The organism is Pantoea sp. SGAir0175 (assembly GCF_043547855.1).
Map to the genome: position 1 here is coordinate 2354804 of NZ_CP028081.1, position 25778 is coordinate 2380581.

The window sequence follows — 25778 nt, forward strand, 5'->3', positions numbered from 1 at the left end:
TTTTTGTTGCGCAACGCTTGCCGTTTTTATTTTGCGCCCGCGCGGGCAAAAGCGAGAAATTAGCGCTGAACAACCCGGCTTTTCATCTATGATGGGTAATCAGCGCAGCGTAAAAATAGATTATTCGCCGGCCAGATATGGATATTTCATTTTACCCTTAGTGAAAATGAAATATTTTAGGTGATAATGTTACGCAAAAGTAAACAAAAGTATGAGGTCAACCATGAGCACTGAACGCAGCGTATTCTATATCTCTGACGGCACCGCCATCACCGCGGAAGTGCTGGGCCACGCGGTGCTGTCACAGTTTCCGGTGAATACCAACAGCGTGACGCTGCCGTTCGTGGAGAATGTGCAGCGCGCCCAGGCGGTGAAAGCCCAGATCAATGCGCTCTACCAGCAGAGCGGCGTGCGCCCGCTGGTGTTTTTCTCGATTGTCACACCGGAGGTGCGCGATATCATTCTGGAGAGCGAAGGTTTCTGCCAGGACATCGTGCAGGCGCTGGTGGCACCGCTGCAGAGTGAACTGGGCGTGGCCTCCATGCCGGTGGCGCACCGCACCCACGGCCTGACTGCCAGTAACTTAGGCAAATACGATGCCCGTATCGCCGCGATTGATTACACCCTGGCGCACGATGACGGTATTTCGCTGCGCGGGCTGGAAGATGCGCAGGTGATTCTGCTGGGGGTATCGCGCTGCGGCAAAACCCCGACCAGTCTGTATCTGGCGATGCAGTTTGGCGTCCGCGCGGCTAACTATCCGTTCATCGCCGATGACATGGATAATCTGAAACTGCCGCCTGCGCTGCGCGCCCATCAGCACAAGCTGTTTGGCCTGACCATCGATCCGGAACGGCTGGCGGCGATTCGTCAGGAGCGCGCTGAAAATACCCGCTATGCGTCAATGCGTCAGTGCCGGCTGGAGGTCGGTGAAGTGGAAGCGCTGTTCCGCACCCATCAGATTCGCTATCTCAACAGCACCAATTACTCTGTCGAAGAGATCGCCACCAAAATCCTCGACATCATGGGCCTGCGCCGCAGCATGTACTGACCTCACCTGCCAGGTTGTAAAGCCTGGCTGCCGTCAGTAATGAATAGCCTTTTGATTTAGCTGGTTGAATTCACGGGCTAATGGTTTATTGTGATCATCATCACTTCCCGGTATTTCACCGCTGCGAAGAACAGATTTTTGAGAATCCCAATGAACAAAACTGATGAACTGCGCACCGCGCGCATCGGCACGCTGCTGACGCCGGCCGCGCTGGCGCAACAACACCCCATTTCGGCGGCGATTGCCGCTAACGTTACCGCCGCGCGTCAGCGCATCGCGCGTATCCTGACCGGTGAAGATCCACGCCTGCTGGTGATTATCGGCCCCTGCTCGCTGCACGATCCCAAGGCTGCGCTGGAGTACGCAGAGCGTCTCAATCTGCTGCGTGAACAGCACAAGGACCGGCTGGAAATTGTGATGCGCGCCTACTTTGAGAAGCCGCGAACCGTGGTGGGCTGGAAAGGCCTGATTTCCGATCCGGATCTCGATGGCAGCTTCGACGTCAACCGCGGCATCGCTATCGCACGCCAGCTGCTGCTGGATATCAACGCCATCGGCATGCCAACCGCCACGGAATTTCTCGATATGGTGATCGGCCAGTTTATTGCCGACCTGATCAGCTGGGGCGCGATTGGCGCGCGCACCACCGAGAGCCAGATTCACCGTGAAATGGCCTCGGCGCTCTCCTGCCCGGTGGGCTTCAAGAATGGCACCGACGGCAACGTGCAGATCGCGGTTGATGCGATTCGCGCCGCGCGCGTCAGCCATATGTTCCTGTCACCTGACAAAACCGGGCAGATGACGATTTATCAGACCAGCGGCAACCCGCACGGTCACGTGATCCTGCGCGGCGGGCGTCAGCCAAACTACCACGCTGAAGATGTCGCCGCTGCGGCCGCCAACCTGCGCGACTTCAACCTGCCGGAACAGCTGGTGATCGACTTCAGCCACGGCAACTGCCTGAAGCAGCATCGCCGCCAGCGCGATGTGGCGCAGGACGTGGCGGCGCAGATCCGTGCCGGTTCGCGGGCAGTGGCGGGAGTGATGATTGAGAGTTTCCTGCAGGAGGGGAATCAGAAAGTGGTGAGCGGACAGCCGCTGACCTACGGCCAGTCGATTACCGATCCGTGCCTCGGCTGGGATGACAGCGCGGAGGTGCTGGCGCTGCTGGCGGCTGCCGTGGACAGCCGCTTCTGATGCCTGCTAGCTGGAGCAGCTTACCTCCAGCGTTTTTCCCCACTCCGGCGGCCGCTGGCGCAGTTCCGGACTGATGGCCGCCTCGTTAAACGGCTGCTGCAGCGCCAGATGTAATCTGGCCAGCGCCGCCGTTTCCCCCTGCTCAACCTCATCGATCACCTGCTGGGCCAGATAGTTGCGCAACACCAGCGCCGGGTTAGCCGCTTTCATGACTGCCTGACGCTGCGCATCGCTGACGCCATCCTGCAGCAGGCGCTGGCGATAGCCGTGATACCAGCGGTCGAAGGCGTCACGGTCGATAAACTCATCGCGCAGCGGTGAACGCGTCTCTGCCTGCTGCGTCTCGCTCAGCAGACGGAACGTCAGGGTGTAATCGCTGTGCTCTGCCGTCATCAGCGCCAGCAGGTCAGTGAGAATAGCGTTATCCCCCGCATCGGCGGTCAGCAGCCCGAGCTTCGCGCGCATTTTCTCGCCCCACACCCGCATCAGCTCGCTCTCGTAATGGCTGAGCGCCTGTTTCAACTGTTCCGTGCTCAGCAAACCGGACAGCGCATGCGCCAGGCGGTTAAGATTCCACAAGCCGATCATCGGCTGGTTGCTGAAGGCGTAGCGCCCCTGATAATCGCTGTGATTACAGATGAAATCCGCATCGTAGTCATCAAGGAAACCGTATGGCCCGTAATCGAGCGTCAGGCCGAGGATCGACATATTATCGGTATTCATCACGCCATGCGCGAAGCCGACGCTCTGCCACTGGGCAATCAGGCTGGCGGTGCGTTTGACGATATCGGTAAACCACAACAGGTAGCGATCGGCCTCCTGCTCCAGCTGCGGCCAGTGATGATGAATCGCGTAGTCCGCCAGCTGGCGCACTTTCTCCGGCTCGCCGCCGTAATAGAAATGCTCGAAGTGACCAAAGCGCAGATGGCTGTCGGCGATGCGCATCAGCATCGCGCCGCGCTCGCGGGTTTCACGCTGGACCGGTTCGTCGCCAATGGCCAGCGCCAGCGCGCGCGTGGTCGGGATGCCAAGATGGTGCAGCGCTTCCGAGGCGAGAAACTCGCGCACGCTGGAACGGATCACCGCGCGGCCATCGCCCATGCGTGAATAGGGGGTCAGGCCCGCGCCTTTCAGATGCCAGTCAAGTTTGCGGCCGTCGGCCAGTTGCTGTTCGCCAAGCAGCAGACCACGTCCGTCGCCCAGCTGGCCAGCCCACACGCCAAACTGGTGCCCGCTGTAGACCTGCGCCAGCGGCGACATGCCGGGAAGTAACGCTGCGCCATACCACACGCCGTGGCCTTTGCCAGCAAACAGCGCGGCATCCAGGCCCATCTCCTGCGCCAGCGCGACATTGTGATAACACAGCCGCCCGCCGGCAAGCGGCGTTGGGTCCAGCGCGGTGTAGAATCCCGGCAACGTCTGCTGCCAGCTATTAATAAATTGCATCGACACTCCGGAAGGTGCGCAACGATGCGCCACCCGCATTGCGTTTAAAGATAAAGCGTAGTCTACCGTCGGGGTGACGGAGAAGACAGATGAAAGGTTACTGCTGTGAAGGCGTGGTGAGCGTGACGTGCGGATAGATGAGATCGCTTAACCGTTCCGCTTTAACCACCGGGAACAGGCTGCCCTGCAGCTGCGCGCCGCTCAGGGAACTGACTTTCTCCAGCAGGGCATTATCGTCAACGCCACAAATAATTATTTGCGGGGCGTAAGCGGAAAAATTATCGATAACAGTCTGAATAAATGGCGTAAATGAGGCACGTTTCGCCAGTGCATGAATAAACGCTTTGTCCATTTTTAACACGCTAAACAGATTTTCGTATACTGCCGTAGCCGGTGCTTTTCCTGACCCAAATTGAGAAAGCGATAAGCGAAATTCCTGTTGCAGGCGTGCTAACAGCGGCTGCTTTTTGCCAGCCGATAATTGCGGAAACGTTTCACTGATATCCAAAACAATAAAGGGAAGTTGTTTAAATTTCCTTAAGAGAAACTCACTGGCCAATAGCGTCGTGGCCATAGATTCATCAATACGAACCAGCGCGATAATTTGATGTAACTCAAAAAAGTCACGGTACTTTTCCAGCAGCACTAACTGGCTCTGCAGCAAACGTAATTGCTGGGCATCGTCAAGCTGCGGCAACAGCAAGTCCTGCGGCAGCGTAATCGGCGCACTGTCATGAACAAACTGGGTGACCAGCTCAACCGCAGTCAGCTGGCCCGCCAGGGAATAGGCAGGATAAAACCAGGTTTCCGACTGATAGTCGGCAGATAAATGGACTTTCATTTTTTACAGCCAGATGCAGTGGCAATTGGCGCATCGTATATCAATGAAAACGGTCAGGCAATAGGACCAAACGTTAGAAGAGACGCCGTTTTCTGTCTAATTACCGACTTTTCTGCATCAAATAATACTTAAGCCAAATGATCCAGGTTAATGTCCATACTGATTAAATTCACTGACGTCTATTTTTAGTCGCAAACCCGATTGCGGTAAAGTGCCATTTTAAATGAGAGTTATATCTGGCGGAAAAAAACAAATAAATCGGATCAAAACCCATCTGATTATTACGCCTTTTTTTAACACTAATGGGTTAAGCGGATTAGATGCGACGCGCCTGCCAGAATACTTTGCGCCAGTAAACATTATCCAGCGAGGAGCGGATCACGCCCTGGCTGGTAGAGGCGTGAATGAAGGTATTGTCGGTGTCATAGATGCCGACGTGAAGGCCATTTTCGCCGCTGCCGGTTTTGAAAAATACCAGGTCGCCGGGCAGCAGATCGCTTTTATCGATGCGCGTGCCAATATCGGTCTGATCAATCGTTGAGCGCGGCAGCTGCAGGTCAAAGCGGTCACGAAAGGTCAGGTAGACAAAACCCGAGCAATCCACGCCACCGCGGCTTAACCCGCCATAGCGATAAGGTGTACCGCGCCAGCGGCTGAGCTGATCGTTAAGTTGCGCAATCACGGTGATTGAGTCAGACAGACGGCCATTGGGCGGCGGCGCATGATGGCTACAGCCCGCCAGCAGCAACACGAGGAGAAACAGGGTCAGCCGCATCAGAATAGTCCTTAAAAACGTCGTCCGGCTGACACTGTAGCGACAAAGCGGCGCGGCGCGCAAGTCAGGGAAGATAAAGCAGCGGCCCCTGTGGCGTCTCCAGCTGCACGAATTCGGCCTGATAAAGCGGTGCCAGTCGCTCGGCGGTCAGCACCTCGCGCGCCCTGCCCTGACTGACTACGCGGCCCTGATGCATCAGCCAGACGCGATCGGCATGGCGCAGGCTGTGGTTGAGATCGTGTCCGCTGGCGACAATGGCGATGCCGGCCTCGCTGAGCTGCAACAGCAGCTTATCCACCGCGCGCTGCTGTGCGATGTCAAGCGCGGTGAGCGGCTCATCCAGAATCAGTAACGCACCGCGCGGATTAATTGCCGGATGGATCTGCAGCACCACCGCCGCCAGGCGCACCCGCTGCCACTCACCGCCGGAAAGCTGCGCCAGCGGACGCGTCAGCTTATCCTGCAAGCCAAGCTGCTGCAGCAGGTCAGTGAGCGTCGCCTGCGCGTTATCGCCGCCCGGCGGGCTGTGCAGCCGCAGATAGTGCCACACCGGCAGCGCCGCAGGCGCCGGCTGCTGCTGCGGGAGCCAGGCGCGCTGCTGTGCCAGTGCGGCACCCGACCAGCTTCGCAGCGGCTGGCCGGCCAGCGTCAGCTGCCCTTCGGCGTCGAGCAGGCCAGCGAGCGCGGTCAGCAGCGTGCTCTTGCCGGCGCCGTTAGGGCCGACCACGTGCACGCGCTCACCGCGGCAGAGTGTCAGCTCCCCCGCGCTCAGCCGTCCGGGCACGCGCAGGTCGTGGCACTGCAGCAGCATTACGCCGCCAGCGCCTGCTCAATGCGCTTCAGAATGATCGGATCGTCCGGCGTCATGTCCGGCGAGAAGCGCGCGATCACCTCACCCTGTTTATTGATGAGGAATTTTTCGAAATTCCACAGGATATCGCCCGGCGCTTTTGGCGCGCGGCCTTTGCTCTCCATGCGCTCAAGGAAACCGCTGCCTGCCGGGCGTTCGGCTTCCGGCTGCGCGGCGACCAGCTGACGGTACAGCGGATGACGCTGCTCGCCGTTAACGTCCGTTTTGTCGAACAGCGGGAAGGTTACGCCGTACGTGGTGCTGCAGAAGGTTTTGATCTCTTCATTGCTGCCTGGTTCCTGCTCAAGAAACTGATTGCAGGGGAAGCCCAGCACGCTGAAATCTTTGTCCTGCCAGGCCTTCTGCAGCGACTCCAGCTGTTCATACTGCGGCGTCAGGCCGCATTTTGATGCTACGTTAACCACCAGCAGCACCTTGCCCTGATACTGTGCCAGCGTGGTTTTTTCACCGTCCAGCGTAACCAGTTCTGTCTGATAAAGGCTCATCGTCGATTCCCGTTGTTGATTGCACTGTGCCAGCCGCAGCTAGCGCGAAGACTTCACTAATAACATGATAAACAGTGGCGCGCCGAGCGTGGCAGTGACCACCCCAATTGGCAGCTCGGCCGAGGTGAGCACCAGCCGTGCCAGAATGTCCGCCGCCAGCAGTACCGCCGCGCCCGCCAGCGCCGCGGCCGGCAGCAGGTAGCGATGATCGCTCAGGCCGCTGAGGCGCAGCAGATGGGGGATAACCAGTCCGACAAATCCAATCGCACCGGCCATCGCCACGCTGACGCCCACCAGCCAGCCCATCGCCAGCACCAGCAGATTGCGCCACAGCAGCAGTGGCAGGCCGAGCTGCCGCGCCGACACCTCCCCCAGCGCCAGCAGATTAAGCGTCCGGGCGCTGGCCAGCAGCGCCAGCGTTACCGGCAGCAGGGCCAGCATCATCCAGCCGTAGCGCCAGTCGATGCCGCTAAATCCCCCCATCATCCAATACATCAGCTGGCGCAGATCGAGGCTGGTGCTAAAGTACACCGCCCACGTCATGATGGCGCTACAGATAATGCCGAGCGCCACGCCGGTCAGCAGCAGACGGCTGGCCGACAGCTGACGATGGGCAAAATGCAGCAGGATCAGCGTGATCAGCAGCGCGCCCGCCATCGCTGCCAGAGCCAGGCTCCACAGTGCGCCGTTACCCAGCAGCACCGCCAGCACCAGGCCAATGCCGGCACCGTTCGATACGCCCAGCAGCCCGGGCTCCGCCAGCGGATTGTTGAACAGCGCCTGCATCACCACGCCGCAGACTGCCAGCGCCGCGCCCACCAGCAGCACCGCCAGGGTGCGCGGCAGGCGAAGCTGCCAGACGAACAGATCGCCGCTGGCAGAAAACCATTGCAGCGGAGAAATCCAGCTGTCGCCCGTGCACAGACTGAGCACCAGCAGCAGCAGCACTGCGGCAGTAAGCGCGCCGAGCCAGCGCCGGCTGCGACGGTCGGCCTGTTGGGCCAGCTGATCCAGCAGAGTCATAAGTAAGATTGGCTGAGAAAACAGAGGTTTGATTGTAGAGAGATTACGCTAAAAAGAAAGCCGCGCCTGCAGCGTGCTGCCGGGATTGCGCGCATAAAAAAGGCCGCTGAGCGGCCTTTTTGTCATACTGAAATCAGTCAGCATCCTTGGGTGACGCGTTCTCCACGCGACTTTTCAACTTCTGCCCCGGACGGAATGTCACCACGCGGCGGGCGGTGATTGGAATATCTTCCCCCGTCTTCGGGTTACGGCCCGGACGCTGGTTTTTGTCACGCAGATCAAAATTACCAAATCCGGACAGTTTTACCTGTTCTCCGTTTTCCAACGCGCGGCGAACTTCTTCGAAAAAAAGCTCTACCAACTCTTTGGCATCGCGTTTGCTCAACCCGAGTTTTTCAAACAGGTACTCTGACATTTCAGCTTTTGTAAGCGCCATAGGTTCAATCCCTCAAGGTTGCCTGGAATCGCTCTTTTAATGCTGCAACGCATTTGGCAACGGTCGCAGCAATCTCCTCTTCTTCGAGTGTCCGGCTGGTATCCTGCAAAATCAGGCTAATCGCGAGGCTCTTTTCACCCTCGTTTACGCCCTTACCACGGTACACGTCAAACAAGTTTACGCCAACTACCTGATTTACGCCAACTTTCTTACACTCCGCGATGATATCTGCTGCGGGCACATTTTCAGCCACTACCACAGCGATGTCACGGCGGTTTGCCGGGAAGCGTGAGATCTCGCGCGCGTCAGGCAGGACGCGGTCTGCGACCTTATTCCAAAGCAGTTCAAACACTAAGGTGCGGCCGTTAAGATCCAGCTTACGTTCCAGCTCCGGATGAACCACCCCGATAAATCCGATTCGTTCGCCGGCTAAATAAATGCCAGCACTCTGTCCCGGATGCAGCGCCGGATTGGCTTCTGCACGGAACGAAATCGCGTCGAGTTTACCGGTCAAATCCAGCAGCGACTCTAAATCGCCTTTCAAATCATAGAAGTCAACCGTCTGGCGCGCCAGATCCCAGTGCTCTTCGTAGCGGTTACCGCTTAGCACGCCCGCCAGCATAAGATCCTGACGGATGCCGAGATCGGCCTGCGTATCAGGCACAAAGCGTAAACCGCTCTCAAACAGGCGCACACGGCTCTGCTGACGGTTCTGGTTATACACCACGGCGCCGAGCAGACCGGTCCACAGCGACAGGCGCATTGCCGACATATCGCTGGAAATCGGGCTGGGCAGAATCAGCGCTTCTTCGCCCGGATGCAACAGCTGCTGCACTTTCGGATCGACAAAGCTGTAGGTAATCGCTTCCTGATAGCCTTTATCCACCAGCAGGTTTTTGGCACGCTTCAGAGACAGATCGGCTTCACGGTGCTGGGTCATCAGCAGGCTGGCTTTCACCGGCACATCCGGAATGTTGTTGTAGCCGTATACGCGCGCCACTTCTTCGACCAGGTCTTCTTCGATGGCCATATCGAAGCGCCAGCTCGGGGCGACGGCCTGCCATTCGCCGTTGCCAACGGTGACGTCACAGCCGAGACGGGTCAGGATATCGGTCACCTGCTCATCCGCAATGACGTGGCCAATCAGGCGGTCCAGCTTCTCACGGCGCAGCGTAATGGTGGCGCGCGCCGGCAGTTTGCTGGCATCGGTCTGATCGATAACCGGGCCGGCTTCGCCGCCGCAAATCGCCAGCAGCAGCTGAGTGGCGCGCTCCAGCGCCTTATGCTGCAGCGCCGGATCGACACCGCGCTCGTAGCGGTGGGAAGCATCGGTATGCAGGCCATGACGACGCGCACGACCGGTGATCGCCAGCGGATCGAAGAACGCGCACTCAAACAGTACGTTCTGCGTCGCTTCGTTGACGCCGGAGTGCTCACCGCCGAAGATGCCCCCCATCGCCAGCGCTTTGTGGTGATCCGCAATCACCAGCGTATCGCTGTGGAGGGTCGCTTCGCTGCCGTCGAGCAGCGTCAGGGTTTCCCCCTCTTTCGCCATGCGCACCACGATACCGCCGTCAATGCGGTCGAGATCGAAGGCGTGCATCGGCTGGCCGAGCTCCAGCAGCACGTAGTTAGTGATATCCACTACCGGATCGATCGAGCGGATACCGCAGCGGCGCAGTTTTTCGCGCATCCACAGCGGCGTTTCAGCTTTCACGTTTACGCCTTTTACCACGCGGCCCAGGTAGCGCGGGCAGGCATCGGTGGCGTCAACGCGAATCGGGAAGGTGTCGCTAATGGTGGCTTTAACCGGCTCGATGACCGGCGCCTGCAGCGGCAGGCCATTGATCACCGCCACGTCACGCGCGATACCGATGATGCCCAGGCAGTCGGCACGGTTTGGCGTCACGCTGATTTCGATGGTGTTGTCATCCAGCTGCAGGTACTGGCGAATATCGGTGCCCACCGGCGCATCGGCTGGCAGCTCGATAATACCGTTGTGATCGTCAGAAATCCCCAGCTCGGAGAACGAGCACAGCATGCCTTCTGACGGCTCACCGCGCAGTTTTGCCGCTTTGATTTTGAAATCGCCTGGCAGCACGGCACCAACAGTCGCCACCGCCACTTTCAGCCCCTGACGGCAGTTTGGCGCGCCGCAGACGATATCCAGCAGGCGATCGCCACCGACGTTGATTTTGGTGACGCGCAGTTTGTCGGCGTTCGGGTGCTGGCCGCACTCCACCACTTCACCCACCACGACGCCATGAAAGGCACCGGCAACTGCATCAACGCCGTCGACTTCCAGACCGGCCATGGTGATTTGCTCAGACAGCGCGGCGCTGTCCAGGGCTGGATTTACCCATTCGCGTAACCAGAGTTCACTGAATTTCATTGGATAACCTGCCCTTATTTAAATTGTTTGAGGAAACGTAAATCGTTTTCGAAGAAGGCGCGCAGATCGGTCACACCGTAGCGCAGCATGGTCAGACGCTCCATGCCCATACCGAAGGCGAAGCCGGAGTAGATTTCCGGATCGATGCCCACGTTGCGCAGTACGTTCGGATGCACCATGCCGCATCCCAGCACTTCCAGCCATTTGCCGTTTTTACCCATCACGTCCACTTCCGCTGACGGTTCGGTGAACGGGAAATAGGACGGGCGGAAACGAATCTGCAGGTTCTCTTCGAAGAAGTTGTTCAGGAAGTCATGCAGCGTGCCTTTCAGATTGGTGAAGCTGATGTCTTTATCGACAATCAGACCTTCCATCTGATGGAACATCGGGGTGTGCGTCTGATCGTAATCGTTACGGTAAACGCGGCCCGGCGCGATGATCCGAATCGGCGGCTGCTGATTTTTCATGGTGCGGATCTGCACGCCCGACGTCTGGGTACGCAGCAGGCGCGTGGCGTCGAACCAGAAGGTGTCGTGATCGGCGCGAGCCGGGTGATGACCCGGAATATTCAGCGCATCGAAGTTGTGATAATCGTCTTCAATTTCCGGACCGGTCGCCACCGCAAAACCCAACTCGCCGAAAAAGGTTTCGATACGATCGATGGTGCGGGTCACCGGATGCAGACCGCCATTCTCAACGCGGCGGCCAGGCAGCGACACGTCGATGGTTTCTGCCGCCAGACGGGCGTTCAGTGCCGCGCTTTCCAGCGTATCTTTACGCGCGTTGAGACGGTCCTGTACCTGCTGTTTGGCGTCGTTGATGACCGCACCGGCCGCCGGGCGCTCTTCCGCCGGCAGTTCACGCAGGGTGGTCATTTGCAGCGTCAGGTGCCCTTTTTTACCCAGAAATTCGACGCGCACGGCGTCCAGGGCGGCGATATCCGACGCCTCGTCGATGGCGGCCGTGGCACGGGCCACCAGGTCTGCGAGTTGGGACATGATTTCCTCTTCTTCCAGCCGGGCTGGTCAGTTCTCGTTGGGATCGTGCGATCCGATTAAGTGTCGCCGGAAACAAAAAAGCCTCCACGAGGGAGGCTTTCAGCGCGATTTTTCGTTTCTTTTCTTATGCGCAAAAGCCCCTGACGATCAGGCGCTAAAGTAAAAAAAGAAACGGAAAATAGCAGCGTGCATGCTTGCGTTACCTTGTCTTGATAGAAACCGCACTATTGAAATGCCCTGCGGCTAAAATGTCAATCATTTGCGTGGGTTGCAGGCAATAAAAAAGGGAGCAAGCTCCCTTTTTTACCTGACTTACGCCAGAGCTGATTTTGCTTTTTCAACCAGTGCAGTGAATGCCACTTTGTCGAATACAGCGATGTCAGCGAGGATTTTACGGTCGATTTCAATGGACGCTTTTTTCAGGCCATTGATGAAACGGCTGTAAGAGATACCGTTCTGACGCGCCGCAGCGTTGATACGTGCGATCCACAGCTGACGGAACTGACGCTTACGCTGACGACGGTCGCGGTAAGCATACTGACCAGCTTTGATAACAGCCTGGAAGGCAACGCGGTAAACACGTGAACGTGCACCATAGTAGCCTTTAGCTTGTTTTAAGATTTTCTTGTGACGTGCGCGAGCAATTACACCACGTTTTACGCGAGCCATGTGAGCTCTCCTATATCATATTCTGTGATTTCCCCATCATCTTTCGTGCCGCAGTGGCGTTGGCTACCTTCATTCATCCCAGGCACTTACTGATGTAAGCTCCAGGATTCATTCCGTTGCCCCTGACTGCAACCCGAAATCTATCGGGGAATTAAAAAAGGGTTAACTTATGCGTACGGCAGGCAGGCAACAACCAGACCCAGATCGCCTTTAGACACCATGCCTTTTGGACGCAGGTGACGTTTACGCTTAGTAGACTTTTTAGTCAGAATATGACGCAGGTTTGCGTGCTTACGCTTGAAGCCGCCAGAAGCGGTCTTCTTGAAGCGCTTTGCGGCGCCACGTACAGTTTTAATCTTTGGCATTTTTACAAATATCCACTTCGCATTGTTAATAAAATGAACCAGACAGGCGAATAAAAATCCGCGCAGCGCGAACGCTACGCGGCATTATTACTTGAAAGCCTACTGTTTCTTCTTAGGTGCGAGCACCATAATCATCTGGCGGCCTTCGATCTTCGTCGGGAAGGATTCGACCACTGCCAGTTCATTCAGATCTTCTTTCACGCGGTTAAGCACTTCCATACCGATCTGTTGGTGCGCCATCTCACGACCACGGAAACGCAGCGTGATTTTGGCTTTATCGCCCTCTTCCAGAAAACGAATCAGGCTGCGGAGTTTTACCTGATAGTCGCCTTCATCGGTACCAGGACGGAATTTGATTTCCTTGACCTGGATAACTTTTTGCTTCTTCTTCTGTTCCTTAGAAGATTTGCTCTTTTCATAAAGGAACTTGCCGTAATCCATAATGCGGCAAACCGGCGGTTCGGCGTTCGGGCTAATTTCAACTAAATCTACGCCAGCTTCTTCTGCTTTCTCAATCGCTTCGCGCAGTGAGACAATGCCAAGTTGCTCGCCGTCTACGCCAGTTAAGCGCACTTCGGTGGCACGGATTTCGCCGTTGATACGGTTCGGACGCGTCGGTTGTACTCGTTTTCCGCCTTTAATAACCTTATTCCTCTAATTGGTGAAGATGTCGGCTGCGAATCTCTTGTTGCAGCTTCTCAACAAACACATCTACGTCCATGCTCCCGAGGTCTTTACCACGGCGGGTGCGCACGGCAACCTTGCCTGCTTCAACCTCTTTCTCACCGCAGACCAGCATGTAAGGGACGCGACGTAATGTGTGCTCGCGGATTTTAAAGCCTATCTTCTCGTTTCTCAAGTCTGCTTTGACACGAATGCCAGCATTCTGCAATTTCTTTGTCAATTCACTGACATATTCTGCCTGGCCGTCGGTGATATTCATCACCACTGCCTGTACCGGCGCCAGCCAGCTCGGGAAGAAACCAGCGAATTCTTCGGTCAGAATCCCGATGAAGCGCTCCATCGAACCCAGAATCGCACGGTGAATCATCACTGGCGTCTGACGATCGTTGGTTTCGCCCACGTAGGTGGCGTCCAGACGTTTCGGCAGGGAGAAGTCTAGCTGAACGGTGCCGCACTGCCAGGCGCGGTCGAGACAATCGTGCAGCGTAAACTCAATTTTCGGGCCGTAGAAGGCGCCTTCACCCGGCTGATATTCGAACGGAATGTTGTTCTCTTTCAGCGCTTCGGCGAGGTCCACTTCGGCACGATCCCACATCTCATCGCTGCCAATGCGCTTCTCTGGGCGCGTCGACAGTTTCACCACGATTTTTTCAAAACCGAAGGTGCTGTACATGTCATAGACCATGCGGATGCAGCTGTTCACTTCATCACGCACCTGATCTTCAGTACAGAAGATGTGGGCATCATCCTGGGTAAAGCCGCGCACGCGCATCAGACCGTGCAGCGCACCTGACGGTTCGTTACGGTGACAGCTACCGAACTCCGCCATACGCAGCGGCAGGTCGCGGTACGATTTCAGACCCTGGTTAAAGATCTGCACGTGACCCGGACAGTTCATCGGTTTGATGCAGTATTCACGGTTCTCGGAAGAGGTGGTGAACATCGCTTCTTTGTAGTTGTCCCAGTGCCCGGTTTTTTCCCACAGCACGCGGTCCATCATGAACGGACCTTTCACTTCCTGGTAGTCGTACTCTTTCAGCTTGGTGCGCACAAACACTTCCAGCTCGCGGAAGATGGTCCAGCCGTCGTTGTGCCAGAACACCATGCCCGGTGCTTCTTCCTGCATGTGGTAGAGATCGAGCTGCTTACCGATTTTACGGTGATCGCGCTTCGCGGCCTCTTCCAGACGCTGCAGATACGCCGCCAGCTGTTTCTTATCTGCCCAGGCCGTACCGTAAATACGCTGCAGCATTTTGTTGTCGCTGTTGCCGCGCCAGTAGGCTCCGGAGATTTTCTGCAGTTTAAAATGATGGCAGAAACGCATATTCGGCACGTGCGGACCGCGGCACATGTCGATGTATTCTTCATGGTGATACAGGCCAGGACGATCGTCATGGCTGATGTTTTCGTCGAGAATAGTGGTTTTGTAGCTCTCGCCCCGCGCGGCAAACACGTCACGCGCTTCCTGCCAGCTCACCTTCTTCTTCACAACGTCGTAATTGGTCTCAGCCAGCTGGTGCATGCGCTTTTCCAGCAGCTCAAGATCTTCCTGGGTCAGCGTATGGTCGAGATCGACATCATAATAGAAGCCGTTATCGATAACCGGACCGATGGCCATTTTGGTATTCGGCCACAGCTGTTTGATCGCATGCCCTAACAGGTGCGCACAGGAGTGACGAATAATTTCCAGACCGGCTTCATCTTTCGCGGTGATGATAGCGACCTGCGCATCGCTGGTGATCGGATCAACCGCATCCACCAGTTCGCCATTGACGCGACCGGCAATGCAGGCTTTCGCCAGACCCGGACCGATATCCAGCGCAATGTCCATCACGCTGACCGGACGGTCAAATACGCGCTGGCTGCCATCAGGAAGAGTAATTACTGGCATTTCATATCCTTAATTGCAGTGGTAAGCCACACGAAAGCCTACATGCAACACTGAGTTTTGTTTGGTTAACCTGGCGCGATGTCAGACCCACACTGTCGGAATGACGCCAGGCGCGTAAAGCGGCAACGATGATAACAGCTTTCCGCAGTGAGCAAAACCCGCGAAGAAATGCGCTAAGCCAAAGAGAGATCAAAAAAAACCGCCGCGCGGCACAGGCCGGGCGACGGTGTAACAATGCGCTCTGGTTTACATCGCGTAAGAGAGCTGGACCGTGGTTTTGGTGTCGGTACGGTCTGGCGCAGAGGCTGGCGGATTGTTATTCCAGGTAACGTTGTAGCCCAGTTTCAGTGCGAAGTGGTCGTTGATCGCCACCTGCAGTGCGGTTTCGGAGTTCAGCGTGGTGTCTTCACCAAAGCTGCTCAGCACCGACACACCCTGGATGAATTTGGTGGTGTCAGTCAGCTGCCACTGATAGCTCAGCGCGCCGTAGCCCAGTGCTTTGGTTTCGTGGCCGCCATCGTGGAAGTCATCGTAACGTACACCCGGACCGAATTCAGCACGCAGCGAGTGCACCGGACCGTTGAGGATCTGACGACCGTAACCGGCGGTCAGGACATCGCGTGAATCATAACCGTTCAGGCGGTCGCTCAGCCAGCTCGCCTGACCGAACAGGTAGTCAGCGCTGTTGAGGTTGTAACGGCTACGGCCACCGATGTTATAGGTTTCCGACGAGCGCTCATCGTTGGATGAGGTATTCGCGGCGTTACCCCACAGGCTGTACGCCGTTGAGGTCTGATACCAGGTCATGCTGGTTGACGCGGTCAGCGATGAGCTGGTGGTGTTGCCGGTCTGTGCCAGATAACCGGCTGACGCGGTGCCTTCAAACGGTTTTTTTGCCGTAGAAGGGTCATCCATTGAGGTGAAGACAGCGTTATCTGCAAAGGCCTGGTGACAAAATGCTCCGGCGGAGAGCAACAAAACAGCGGACAGCTTATTGAAGGCTTTCATTAAAAGGTAACCCGTACGACAGTTGAAAAAGAGATGAGTCTGGAGAATTTTCCCGGGCAATCAATGCAATTTACGGTAAGTTTTGTAAAAAAGTATGAAAGCACCAGAATCGCCAGGTTTTGCGCTGGCGCCGCGTGTGGATTGGGAATCTTCCCATTTCCGGCGCGCATTATAGGCGGCAAATAACCAAATAACAGCTTAAATGCTACAAGAATTTTCTGCCGACCCTGACAGGACTTTACGCTGTGCGCCGCCGGGCGATTGTGCAGAATTCGCTCTATCGCAGGCGCTGGTCTACGCTGAAATCTGTTCGATAACAATGAGGTGAAAAGATGAGCGATCATGATCTTAAGCGTTACGTTGTCACCTTCCGTTATCAGGAAAGGGGTCTTGGCGATCTGCAGGCGCTGAATAGCGCGATGGTTAACGGCGGTTACAGCACCACGTTACACGATGCGGACGGCCATCCGCACGAGCTGGGCACCAACAGCTTTGGCATTGTCAGTGCGCTGGAGGAGCAGGCGCTGGCGGAACACGCCGCCGGGCTGGCGGCAGTGGCGCTTGATCAGCAGCCGGACGCTGATGTCACCACGCTGGAGGCGTTTCTCAAAGCGCAAGCCTGACGCAATCCGCAAATTGCGCATTGCCGCTGGAGTCGTGCAAGTTTTGCGCGTTACAATCGACCTTACGCAGCGAATAAAGAGGATTACCCGATGTGGTCAGCCATTAGTCGTCTGTTAAGCGAGTACGCCGGCGATGCCGAAATCACCGAACGTCATGAGTTGCCCGGTGGCGATATTCATCCGGCGTGGCGCCTGCGCTACGGTGAGCTGGAGGTGTTCGTCAAATGCAACACGCGCGACATGCTGACGCTGTTCAGCTGGGAAGCCGACCAGCTTGATCTGCTGGCGCGTACCCACACGGTGCGCGTGCCGAAGGTCTACGGCGTCGGTAACGATCGTGACACCAGCTTTCTGCTGCTGGAATACATTCCCCCGCAGCCACTCGACGCCCAAAGCGCATTCCAGCTCGGCCAGCAGCTGGCCCATCTGCATCAGTGGAGCGAGCAACCGCAGTTTGGTCTCGACTTCGACAACAATATTACCACCACGCCGCAACCCAACAGCTGGTTACGCAAATGGTCGGTGTTTTTCGCCGAACAGCGCATCGGCTGGCAGCTGCAGCTGGCGGCGGAGAAAGGCGTGCACTACGGTGACATGGAGTTGATCGTGGATTGCGTGCAGCGCAGCCTCGCTAATCACCATCCGCAACCGTCGTTACTGCATGGTGATTTGTGGCCAGCCAACTGCGCCGGCAGCGCCAGCGGGCCGTGGCTGTTCGATCCCGCCTGCTACTGGGGCGATCGCGAATGCGACCTGGCGATGCTCAGCTATTACGCCGATCTGCCGCGCCAGATTTACGAAGGGTATCATGCGGTGTGGCCGTTGCCGGAAGGCTTCTCGCAGCGTCAGCCGGTGTATCAGCTCTACTATCTGCTCAACCGCGCCAACGTCTTTGGCGGCAACTGGGCCGGCGAAGCGCAGTTCGCTATCGGCCAGTTGCTGGAGGAGGATGCGCTGGGCCAGCGCCAGGTCAGACCGGCCTGACGCTTTACAGCATACCGAGCAGTTTCAACACGAAGTAACCGGCCACGGCGATGATCACCGGTAGAATGTACAGCGGAAAAATCTGCAGCAAAATGGTGTGGCGCGGCACATGGATTTTCTCTTCCAGCTGCGCCCGCGTGCGCCCTTCGCTGCCCTTCGCCTGTTCCAAAATCATCTGGTCTTCAATGCCTTCTTTGATATGGCGCGCCTGACGCCACATGCGTGCGCCCGAGGCCTGCAAAGCGATGCCCACGAATATCAGGATATAGATCAGCCAGAAGCCAATATTGGCCCCGCCGTTGAATTCCGGTACCGGCGAATTGTCCCAGAACACATTGAGAAACGGCGTGTTGAACTTAATCATATCCACCATCACATGCACGAAGTCGAGCATCACGGCGTCGATGCCGGGCTGCTTTTCGCTGTGTTTAAACATGAAGCCTAAGATGGAGATAAGGGTGGATAACAGCGCCGGAATAAAAATCACCCAGCCAGCCACTCGCTTGAGGATGGCGATGCGGCCAGCCTGTTGATACGTCATGGTGTCTTCCCTTCACAAACAGTAGTTTTGCCCTAAGTCTACCTGCACTACAGCAAATTTTCCTGAAAAATGCGTAACCTGCCGTAAGTCGGTTTTCGCCGCCGCCCATGTTAAGGTAGGGCAAACTGTCAATGGAGCTGTTGTATGACCTATCGTCGCCCTGTGCTGGCCGCTATCTTTGATATGGATGGCTTACTGATTGATTCTGAACCGCTATGGGATCGCGCCGAGCTGGAGGTGTTTGCCAGCCTGAATGTGGATATTAGCCGCCGCCACGAGCTGCCGGATACGCTCGGCCTGCGCATCGATCAAACCGTGCGCATGTGGTACGAAGCGCTGCCGTGGAACGGGCCGGATCAGGCCGAAGTCACTCAGCGCATTATTGCCCGCGCGCTGGCGCTGGTTGAAGAGACGCGGCCGCTGTTGCCTGGCGTAGAGCAGGCGCTGCAGCTGTGTCAGCAACAGGGACTGGCGATTGCGCTGGCCTCGGCTTCTCCGCTGGCGATGCTGGAACGCGTGCTGGAGATGTTCAATTTACGTCACTACTTTAGCGCCCTCGCCTCGGCTGAAGCGCTGCCTTACAGCAAACCGCACCCGCAGGTGTATCTGGATGCTGCGGCAAAGCTGGGGGTTGATCCGCTCAACTGCGTGGCGCTGGAAGACTCGTTCAACGGCATGATCGCCAGCAAAGCCGCGCGTATGCGTTCCATCGTGGTGCCTGCCGCCGAACATCGCCACGATGCGCGCTGGGCACTGGCCAATATGCAACTGGAAAACCTGACGCAGCTACGGGCGGAACATCTGTTTAACTGATCGGTGTGCATCGCGCGTTACGCCTGGCTGAGGTTTCGCCCGGTTGCCAGGTGCAGAAGTAAGCCAGACCGTTAATTTCCCGCGCTTTTTTCAGGCGCGGGTCAGCAAAAAATTCACTCTTCGTTACAGCGTCACCGTTCTCATTTACTGGATAAATCCCTATACTGGATGCATCGACAGTTTTTGCAGCCAGGTTCCATCATGACGGCCGAAGGCCATATCATTTTTGCCATCGCCAGTGCGATATTTGCCAAACGCGCCGAACTGACGCCGGTGATGACCAGTGCCGACTGGTGGCATCTGGTGCCGGCTGCGCTGCTGACTTGCCTGCTGCCGGATATCGATCACCCTAAATCGGTGCTGGGCCAGCGGCTAAAGTGGCTGTCGCAGCCAATAGCCCGCGCTTTTGGCCATCGCGGCTTTACCCATAGCCTGCTGGCGGTGGCGGTCAGCCTGTGGCTGTTTCAGATTAACGTGCCGGCTGACTGGTTCCTGCCAGCGGATGTCCTGCAGGGCATGACGCTCGGCTATCTGAGCCACATTGTCGCCGATATGCTGACGCCCGCCGGCGTGCCGTTGCTGTGGCCGTGCCGCTGGCGCTTTCGCCTGCCTATCCTCAACAGCCAGCAAGGTAATCAACTGGAGCGCGCGCTGTGCCTCGCTCTGGTGGGCTATGCGCTGTGGTTTCCGCCCGGTATGCCGTCGTTTGGCGCTAACGGCTGGCCGGAGCAGCTGTTCAACAATCTGCAGAACGGCATTGGCCGGCTGGTGAACGGCAGTACGCGCTGATGTGTTTTTCCTTCTGCCAGCAATTGCTGAAATAATCGCCTTAAATTCCATTTAGTTATAACCCAGACGATTTAGATATATTGTTCCCGCAGGGCCAACTGGTACCATGCCGCGACAGTTACAGAGGATCCCTCTGCTATTTTCGGTTACGCGGCGCGATCGCGTGGCGACCTTCAGGAGTTAACAATGAATATTCCTCTGATCATCAATATCGTGGCATTTGTCGCGCTGCTGATTGCGTTAAACCGCGTCGGCAACCAGAACTGGAGCCTGTCGAAGCGTGTGCTGACCGGCCTGGTGCTGGGGGTGATCTTTGGCCTGGCACTGCAGGCCATTTATGGCGAAAACAGCCCGGTGGTGAAAGAGTCGATTGGCTGGTTTAACATCGTCGGCAACGGTTATGTTCAGCTGCTGCAGATGATTGTCATGCCACTGGTGTTTGCCTCAATCCTCAGTGCCGTGGCGCGGCTGCATAACGCCTCGTCGCTGGGCAAAATCAGCGTGCTGACCATCGGCGTGCTGCTGTTTACCACCGCCATTTCCGCGCTGGTGGGCGTGCTGGTGACCGGCCTGTTCCACCTCAGCGCCGAGGGACTGGTACAGGGCGCGCAGGAAACCGCGCGTCTGAGCGCCATTCAGAGCAACTACGTTGGTAAAGTCGCGGATCTCAGTACGCCGCAGCTGCTGCTCTCCTTTATCCCGAAAAACCCGTTTGCCGATCTGGCCGGTGCCAATCCAACGTCGATCATCAGCGTAGTGATTTTCGCCGCGTTCCTCGGCGTGGCGGCGCTGCAGCTGCTGAAAGATGACAAAGCCAAAGGCGAGCGCGTGCTGGTAGCGATTGACACCCTGCAATCCTGGGTGATGAAGCTGGTCCGTCTGATCATGAAGCTGACGCCGTACGGCGTGCTGGCGCTGATGACCAAAGTGGTTGCCGGTTCCAACCTGCAGGACATCATCAAGCTGGGCGGCTTTGTGGTGGCCTCGTATCTCGGCCTCGCGATCATGTTTGGCGTTCACGCGCTGCTGCTGTCAATCAACGGCATCAACCCGCTGCGCTTCTTCCGTAAAGTCTGGCCGGTGATTACCTTTGCCTTCACCAGCCGTTCCAGCGCCGCCAGTATTCCGCTGAACGTGGAGACACAGACGCGTCGTCTGGGCGTACCGGAATCCATCGCCAGCTTCTCGGCCTCGTTTGGCGCGACCATCGGCCAGAACGGCTGTGCCGGCCTCTATCCCACCATGCTGGCGGTGATGGTAGCGCCGACCGTGGGCATCAACCCGTTTGACCCGGTATGGATCGCCACGCTGGTCGGTATTGTCACGCTGAGCTCAGCCGGTGTGGCGGGCGTCGGTGGCGGCGCGACCTTTGCCGCGCTGATCGTCCTGCCGGCGATGGGACTGCCGGTCACGCTGGTGGCATTGCTGATCTCCATCGAACCGCTGATTGATATGGGCCGTACCGCGCTCAACGTTAACGGCTCGATGACCGCCGGTTCACTGACCAGCCGCTGGCTGGGTATGACCGACAAAAAAGTGCTGGAGAGCGACGAACACGCGGAACTGGCGCACCGCTAATTAACCCGTTTTCCCGTAACGGCAGGCCGCAAAGCCTGCCGTTTTTTTTGCCGTTTTCTGCACTTTTTTCCGCAATCATGGCGCTAACGTCAGGAAAACGTTAAGCATGGTAAACGGAGGCAAAATCGACGGTTTTTTGCTTGAGTTTGCGCGCTGAAAGGCGAATGCTGCGGGGAGTTACCGCAGGAGAACCCTCATGAGAAACGTTATCGCCTCAATGCTGGCGTTAACCCTGATAGCGCCAACCGTAAGTTTTGCTCATCCGTATGGCTGGGGTCCGGGCCCTGGCCCGCACTGGGGTGGTCCGGGACCCCGCTGGGGCCATCCCGGACCGCTGCGTTTTCTGCCGGAAGCCGCGACCGCCGTGCTGATTGGCGGACTGACCTACTACCTGCTGAACGGTAGCTACTACCAGCGGCAGGGCGACACCTACGTGGTGGTCCAGCCACCGGATGGCCCACCGGCCAGCGCCATGCGTGTTCTGGATTACAATGGCAAACGCTATTACGTGCAGGATGGTCACTACTATCAGCGCGAGATCAGCGGCAGCTACATTGAGGTGCCGCGGCCGTATGGGCTGTAAGCGCACAAAGAAAAACGGCCCGTCTGAGACGGGCCGTTTGTTATTCTGCTGCCGTTACTGCGCGGCTTGCGGATCGGTATCGTAATCCTTACAGCTCTGGAAGCCGTAGTTCATGACGCGACCGGTGTCGTTATAGCTCACAAAGTAAGTCTGCTGTTTGCCATCACGCTCACCAATCACGTAGGTCTGGCAGGTACCCCGTGCGTGAACCATGGTGATCTCGGTTGACGCCGGTCCGGCAATCTGGCGCACCTGTTCACGCGTCATGCCTTTTTTCACATCCTTCACCACAGGCTTAGTCACGTAGCTTTCCGCACGATCGTAAGTTGTACAACCAGACAGGGCTGCCAGCGTCATAGCGGCAGCGATACATCCCAGCACTTTATTCATCTTGTTGTTCCTCATACTTTGTCCATGTCCCACTAAGCCTGGAACATAATTCCAGATTTATCAACTCAATGGCGGTGCTTTCGGTCAGTTCTCAAGCGTCAGGATTACGTAAAGATGCTGTGTTGCCGTCACCGGCTCCGTATAATCGCGGCGCAAGATACATCTTAAAGCCAAAAATAACACAGAGGATCAATGACACCTGCACACCCTAACCGGCTGGTTTATGCCATCACGCTCGGCCTGCTCGCCGCGCTCGGGCCGCTTTGTATCGATCTCTATCTGCCTGCCCTGCCTGAACTGGCGCGCGACCTCGGTAGCGAAACCGCCACCGCCCAGCTAAGTCTGACCGCCGGTCTGCTGGGGCTGGGCGCCGGACAGCTGCTGTTTGGTCCGATGAGCGATAAGTTTGGACGTATTCGTCCGCTGCTGCTGTCGCTGGCGCTGCTGTTCATCGCCTCAATTGGCTGTGCGCTGGCGAAGGATATTCACGCTCTGCTGGTGGCGCGCCTGTTTGAAGGGCTGGCCGGTGCCGGCGGCGCGGTGCTGTCGCGTGCCATTGCCCGCGATATGTATAGCGGCCATGAGCTGACGCGCTTTTTTGCCCTGCTGATGCTGGTGAATGGCCTGGCGCCGATTGGTGCGCCGGTGCTGGGCGGTGCGCTGATGACGGTGCTGAACTGGCGCGGCATCTTTGTAGTGCTGGGCGCGATTGCCGTGCTGCTGATTCTGCTGGCGCGCTGGAAGCTGCGCGAAACCCTGCCGGCCGAACGCCGTAGCCAGGGATCGATCCTCTCCGCCTGGGCGGCGCTCGGCCAGGTCATCACCCACCGGCCGTTTATGGGCTTCTGCCTGACGCAGGGCTTCATGATGTCCGGCATGTTTGCTTATATCGGCGCCTCGCCGTTTGTACTGCAGCAGATTTACGGCCTGTCACCGCAGGCATTCAGCTTGTGCTTTGCGGCGAACGGTATTGGCCTGGTGATTGCTTCCCAGACCAGCGCCCGGCTCTGTCCGCTGTGGGGCGAATATCGCGTGCTGAAGGGCGGCCTGACGCTGGCGTTTGTCGCCTCCAGCTGCCTGCTGCTGGCCGGCGTGAGCGGCGCGCCGCTGCCGCTGGTGCTGGTGGCGCTGTTCTTCACCATCGCCAGTAACGGTGTGATCGCCACCACCGCGTCATCGCTGGCGATGCAGAGCCAGGGCCACCGCGCCGGCAGCGCCTCGGCAGTAATCGGTGTTGCGATGTTCTCGCTCGGCGCGCTCAGCGTACCGATCACCGGCCTTGGCGGCACCTCGGTAATCAGCATGACGGCCACCATCTTTGGCTGCTTTATGCTGGCCATCGTGATGTTCATGCTGCTGGCGCAGAAACCAAAAAGCGCCTGAATTGCCAACAGAAACACCGGGCAACAAGCCGTTCGGCTTGTTGTTTTTCTGCGGAGGCGTTAGCTTTAGCACATGATTCGCATTGTGCCGTCAGGCTACCGACTTGAGGAGAGGTTCATGTCACTGCAGCAGGAAATCATTCAGGCCCTGGGTGTTAAACCGGTTATCGACCCGCAGCAGGAGATCCGCGTCAGCGTCGATTTTCTGAAGTCCTATCTGAAAGCCCATCCGTTTATCAAAACCCTGGTGCTCGGCATCAGCGGCGGTCAGGACTCAACGCTGACCGGCAAGCTGGCGCAGACTGCCATTACTGAACTGCGTGAAGAGACCGGCGATCACGACTACAGCTTTATCGCCGTGCGCCTGCCGTATGGCGTACAGGCTGACGAGCAGGATTGTCAGGATGCGCTGGCCTTTATCCAGCCGGATCGCACGCTGGTGGTCAACATCAAAGAAGCGGTACTGGCCAGCGAGCGCGCACTGCAGGAGGCGGGCATTGCCCTGTCGGATTTTGTGCGCGGCAACGAGAAAGCGCGCGAACGCATGAAAGCCCAGTACAGCATTGCCGGCATGACCAAAGGCGTCGTGGTCGGCACCGATCACGCCGCAGAAGCAGTGACCGGCTTCTTTACCAAGTACGGCGACGGCGGCAGCGACATTAACCCGATTTTCCGCCTCAACAAGGGCCAGGGCAAACAGCTGCTGAAAGCGCTCGGCTGCCCGGAACACCTCTATCTCAAGCACCCCACCGCCGATCTGGAGGACGATCGTCCCGGTCTGCAGGATGAAGTGGCGCTGGGCGTGACCTATCAGCAGATTGATGATTTCCTCGAAGGTAAAACCATCGACGCCGACGCGGCGAAAATCATTGAAGGCTGGTATACCAAAACCGAGCATAAACGTCGTCCGCCGATCACCGTATTCGACGACTTCTGGAAGAAGTAATCCCTGCGGCTTCCCGCTCCCCCGGCGGGAAGCCAGCCTCTTCACGTCCCCGCTGGCGAGAAAACGCGCACACTGATATACTGTATGCACAACCAGTAAGCGGAGCGTTCTTTGGTCAGACGAGCAAACCGCCATCGCCTCGAATTTGATGCGGCGGCTATCTATCAATATCCCGAACATCTGCGTCAGTGGCTGGAAGGCTTGCCTAATCAGCCAGGCGTTTACACTTTCCACGGTGATAACGACAACCTGCCGCTGTACATCGGCAAGAGTATCAACCTGCGCAGCCGGGTGATGGCCCATTTTCGCACGGCGGATGAAGCCAGTATGCTGCGCCAGGCGCGGCGCGTCAGCTGGATCCCCACCGCCGGGGACGTGGGCGCACAGCTGCTCGAAGCGCAGATGATCAAAACGCAGCAGCCGCTGTTCAATAAGCGCCTGCGCAAAAACCGCCAGCTGTGCTCGCTGCAGCTGGGCGACGGCGCACCGCAGGTGGTGTACGCGCGCGATCTCGATTTCTCCTCCTCGCCTGACCTGTACGGGTTATTCCGCAGCCGCTTTGCCGCCTTAGAGAAGCTGAAAAGCCTCGCCGATGAGCTGCGCCTGTGTCACGGCCTGCTGGGATTAGAGCGCCTGCAACCGGGGCGCGGCTGTTTCCGCGCGGCGCTTAAACGCTGTGCCGGTGCCTGCTGCGGGGCGGAACCGCTGGCGGCGCATCAGCAGCGCCTGCTGGCAGGGCTGGAGCAGCTGCGCGTGGTATGCTGGCCGTGGCAGGGCCCGGTGGGTATGGTGGAGCGCGGGACGGAGATGACGCAGATTCACGTCATCGATCACTGGTTCTGGCTGGGATCGGTCAGCAGTGAGCAGGAAGCGCGTCAGCTGCAGCGTGCGCGTCACGGCTTCGACCATGACGGCTACAAAATTCTCTGCCGACCGCTGCTGTCCGGTGTTTATCCGCTGATTGAGCTGTAACGCAAAACCGCCGACGCTGCCCAAAGCAGCGTGTGCCATGGACAA

At 57.5% G+C, this 25778-nt stretch carries 28 protein-coding genes and 1 other annotated feature; of the genes, 11 read left to right on the forward strand and 17 right to left on the reverse strand.

Annotation, left to right across the window (positions count from 1 at the left end):
• Window positions 1–223: 223 nt before the first annotated feature.
• A complete protein-coding gene (locus C1N56_RS10880; RefSeq protein WP_021506237.1) occupies window positions 224–1051 on the forward strand; it encodes a posphoenolpyruvate synthetase regulatory kinase/phosphorylase PpsR in 828 nt (275 codons plus the stop codon).
• Window positions 1052–1201: 150 nt separating this feature from the next.
• Window positions 1202–2248, forward strand: coding sequence for a 3-deoxy-7-phosphoheptulonate synthase (locus C1N56_RS10885; protein ID WP_021506238.1), 1047 nt, complete (start codon window positions 1202–1204; stop codon window positions 2246–2248).
• Between the two features lie 6 nt (window positions 2249–2254).
• Here C1N56_RS10885 and C1N56_RS10890 read toward each other — a convergent pair whose 3' ends face one another.
• The 15 genes from C1N56_RS10890 to C1N56_RS10960 all read right to left on the reverse strand — a co-directional run bounded on the left by C1N56_RS10890 (window position 2255) and on the right by C1N56_RS10960 (window position 16132).
• Window positions 2255–3694, reverse strand: a complete 1440-nt coding sequence (locus tag C1N56_RS10890) for a protein adenylyltransferase SelO (protein WP_394516206.1) — start codon at window positions 3692–3694, stop codon at window positions 2255–2257.
• Window positions 3695–3791: 97 nt separating this feature from the next.
• On the reverse strand, window positions 3792–4535 hold the full coding sequence (locus C1N56_RS10895) for an EAL domain-containing protein (RefSeq protein WP_166718736.1): 744 nt from the start codon (window positions 4533–4535) through the stop codon (window positions 3792–3794).
• 316 nt (window positions 4536–4851) lie between these two features.
• Window positions 4852–5310, reverse strand: coding sequence for an NlpC/P60 family protein (locus tag C1N56_RS10900; protein ID WP_021506241.1), 459 nt, complete (start codon window positions 5308–5310; stop codon window positions 4852–4854).
• A 64-nt stretch (window positions 5311–5374) separates the two neighbouring features.
• The gene (btuD, locus tag C1N56_RS10905; protein WP_394516652.1) at window positions 5375–6121 is read right to left on the reverse strand and encodes a vitamin B12 ABC transporter ATP-binding protein BtuD; all 747 of its coding nucleotides are present in this window, start codon (window positions 6119–6121) and stop codon (window positions 5375–5377) included.
• Window positions 6121–6666 carry a glutathione peroxidase gene (locus C1N56_RS10910; RefSeq protein WP_021506243.1) on the reverse strand — a complete coding sequence of 182 codons (546 nt, stop codon included), beginning with the start codon at window positions 6664–6666 and terminating at the stop codon, window positions 6121–6123. The genes btuD and C1N56_RS10910 overlap by 1 nt, the downstream gene beginning before the upstream one ends.
• Before the next feature lie 39 nt (window positions 6667–6705).
• Window positions 6706–7689, reverse strand: coding sequence for a vitamin B12 ABC transporter permease BtuC (btuC, locus tag C1N56_RS10915; protein ID WP_021506244.1), 984 nt, complete (start codon window positions 7687–7689; stop codon window positions 6706–6708).
• Between the two features lie 133 nt (window positions 7690–7822).
• Window positions 7823–8125, reverse strand: a complete 303-nt coding sequence (gene ihfA / locus C1N56_RS10920) for an integration host factor subunit alpha (protein WP_021506246.1) — start codon at window positions 8123–8125, stop codon at window positions 7823–7825.
• A gap of 4 nt (window positions 8126–8129) precedes the next feature.
• Window positions 8130–10517, reverse strand: coding sequence for a phenylalanine--tRNA ligase subunit beta (gene pheT / locus C1N56_RS10925; RefSeq protein WP_394516653.1), 2388 nt, complete (start codon window positions 10515–10517; stop codon window positions 8130–8132).
• Window positions 10518–10531: 14 nt separating this feature from the next.
• Complete coding sequence (pheS, locus tag C1N56_RS10930) at window positions 10532–11515, reverse strand: phenylalanine--tRNA ligase subunit alpha (protein ID WP_125310477.1); 984 nt, start codon at window positions 11513–11515, stop codon at window positions 10532–10534.
• A gap of 71 nt (window positions 11516–11586) precedes the next feature.
• Window positions 11587–11712 (reverse strand) — a sequence feature (Phe leader region).
• Window positions 11663–11707, reverse strand: coding sequence for a pheST operon leader peptide PheM (gene pheM / locus C1N56_RS10935; RefSeq protein ID WP_121626058.1), 45 nt, complete (start codon window positions 11705–11707; stop codon window positions 11663–11665). It overlaps the preceding feature by 45 nt.
• A 115-nt stretch (window positions 11713–11827) precedes the next feature.
• Window positions 11828–12184, reverse strand: coding sequence for a 50S ribosomal protein L20 (gene rplT / locus C1N56_RS10940; protein WP_010616241.1), 357 nt, complete (start codon window positions 12182–12184; stop codon window positions 11828–11830).
• A 167-nt stretch (window positions 12185–12351) separates the two neighbouring features.
• Window positions 12352–12549: a 50S ribosomal protein L35 gene (gene rpmI / locus C1N56_RS10945; RefSeq protein ID WP_006118955.1), complete on the reverse strand. Its 198-nt coding sequence runs from the start codon at window positions 12547–12549 to the stop codon at window positions 12352–12354.
• Window positions 12550–12648: 99 nt separating this feature from the next.
• Entirely contained in the window at window positions 12649–13191 is a 543-nt protein-coding gene (infC, locus tag C1N56_RS10950; protein WP_058757673.1) for a translation initiation factor IF-3, read from the reverse strand.
• Window positions 13192–13195: 4 nt separating this feature from the next.
• The gene (gene thrS, locus C1N56_RS10955; protein WP_021506250.1) at window positions 13196–15124 is read right to left on the reverse strand and encodes a threonine--tRNA ligase; all 1929 of its coding nucleotides are present in this window, start codon (window positions 15122–15124) and stop codon (window positions 13196–13198) included.
• A gap of 246 nt (window positions 15125–15370) precedes the next feature.
• Window positions 15371–16132, reverse strand: coding sequence for a DUF481 domain-containing protein (locus C1N56_RS10960; RefSeq protein WP_260641362.1), 762 nt, complete (start codon window positions 16130–16132; stop codon window positions 15371–15373).
• A 332-nt stretch (window positions 16133–16464) separates the two neighbouring features.
• Here C1N56_RS10960 and ghoS point away from each other — a divergent pair, with 332 nt between their 5' ends.
• Window positions 16465–16755, forward strand: a complete 291-nt coding sequence (gene ghoS, locus C1N56_RS10965; RefSeq protein ID WP_058757672.1) for a type V toxin-antitoxin system endoribonuclease antitoxin GhoS — start codon at window positions 16465–16467, stop codon at window positions 16753–16755.
• A 90-nt stretch (window positions 16756–16845) separates the two neighbouring features.
• Complete coding sequence (locus tag C1N56_RS10970; RefSeq protein ID WP_058757671.1) at window positions 16846–17739, forward strand: fructosamine kinase family protein; 894 nt, start codon at window positions 16846–16848, stop codon at window positions 17737–17739.
• A gap of 4 nt (window positions 17740–17743) precedes the next feature.
• Here the strand turns inward: C1N56_RS10970 and C1N56_RS10975 are convergent, their stop codons facing one another.
• Entirely contained in the window at window positions 17744–18280 is a 537-nt protein-coding gene (locus tag C1N56_RS10975; RefSeq protein ID WP_394516654.1) for a YniB family protein, read from the reverse strand.
• Window positions 18281–18424: 144 nt separating this feature from the next.
• Between C1N56_RS10975 and hxpB the strand changes: the two genes are divergently transcribed.
• The 4 genes from hxpB (at window position 18425) to C1N56_RS10995 (ending at window position 22043) form a co-directional block, all read left to right on the forward strand.
• Window positions 18425–19093, forward strand: coding sequence for a hexitol phosphatase HxpB (gene hxpB, locus C1N56_RS10980; protein WP_394516655.1), 669 nt, complete (start codon window positions 18425–18427; stop codon window positions 19091–19093).
• 201 nt (window positions 19094–19294) lie between these two features.
• Entirely contained in the window at window positions 19295–19882 is a 588-nt protein-coding gene (locus C1N56_RS10985) for a metal-dependent hydrolase (protein WP_104186796.1), read from the forward strand.
• A gap of 186 nt (window positions 19883–20068) precedes the next feature.
• Window positions 20069–21460, forward strand: coding sequence for an L-cystine transporter (locus tag C1N56_RS10990; RefSeq protein ID WP_136545922.1), 1392 nt, complete (start codon window positions 20069–20071; stop codon window positions 21458–21460).
• A gap of 196 nt (window positions 21461–21656) precedes the next feature.
• Window positions 21657–22043, forward strand: coding sequence for a DUF6515 family protein (locus tag C1N56_RS10995; RefSeq protein WP_031279187.1), 387 nt, complete (start codon window positions 21657–21659; stop codon window positions 22041–22043).
• Window positions 22044–22097: 54 nt separating this feature from the next.
• Here the strand turns inward: C1N56_RS10995 and osmE are convergent, their stop codons facing one another.
• A complete protein-coding gene (gene osmE / locus C1N56_RS11000; RefSeq protein WP_021506259.1) occupies window positions 22098–22433 on the reverse strand; it encodes an osmotically-inducible lipoprotein OsmE in 336 nt (111 codons plus the stop codon).
• Window positions 22434–22625: 192 nt separating this feature from the next.
• On the opposite strand from osmE, the gene C1N56_RS11005 reads away from it, so the two are divergent.
• The 3 genes from C1N56_RS11005 (at window position 22626) to cho (ending at window position 25733) form a co-directional block, all read left to right on the forward strand.
• A complete protein-coding gene (locus tag C1N56_RS11005; protein ID WP_058769686.1) occupies window positions 22626–23816 on the forward strand; it encodes a multidrug effflux MFS transporter in 1191 nt (396 codons plus the stop codon).
• Between the two features lie 117 nt (window positions 23817–23933).
• Entirely contained in the window at window positions 23934–24761 is an 828-nt protein-coding gene (gene nadE, locus C1N56_RS11010) for an ammonia-dependent NAD(+) synthetase (RefSeq protein WP_021506261.1), read from the forward strand.
• Between the two features lie 111 nt (window positions 24762–24872).
• Complete coding sequence (gene cho, locus C1N56_RS11015; RefSeq protein ID WP_058757668.1) at window positions 24873–25733, forward strand: excinuclease Cho; 861 nt, start codon at window positions 24873–24875, stop codon at window positions 25731–25733.
• Window positions 25734–25778 lie beyond the last annotated feature (45 nt).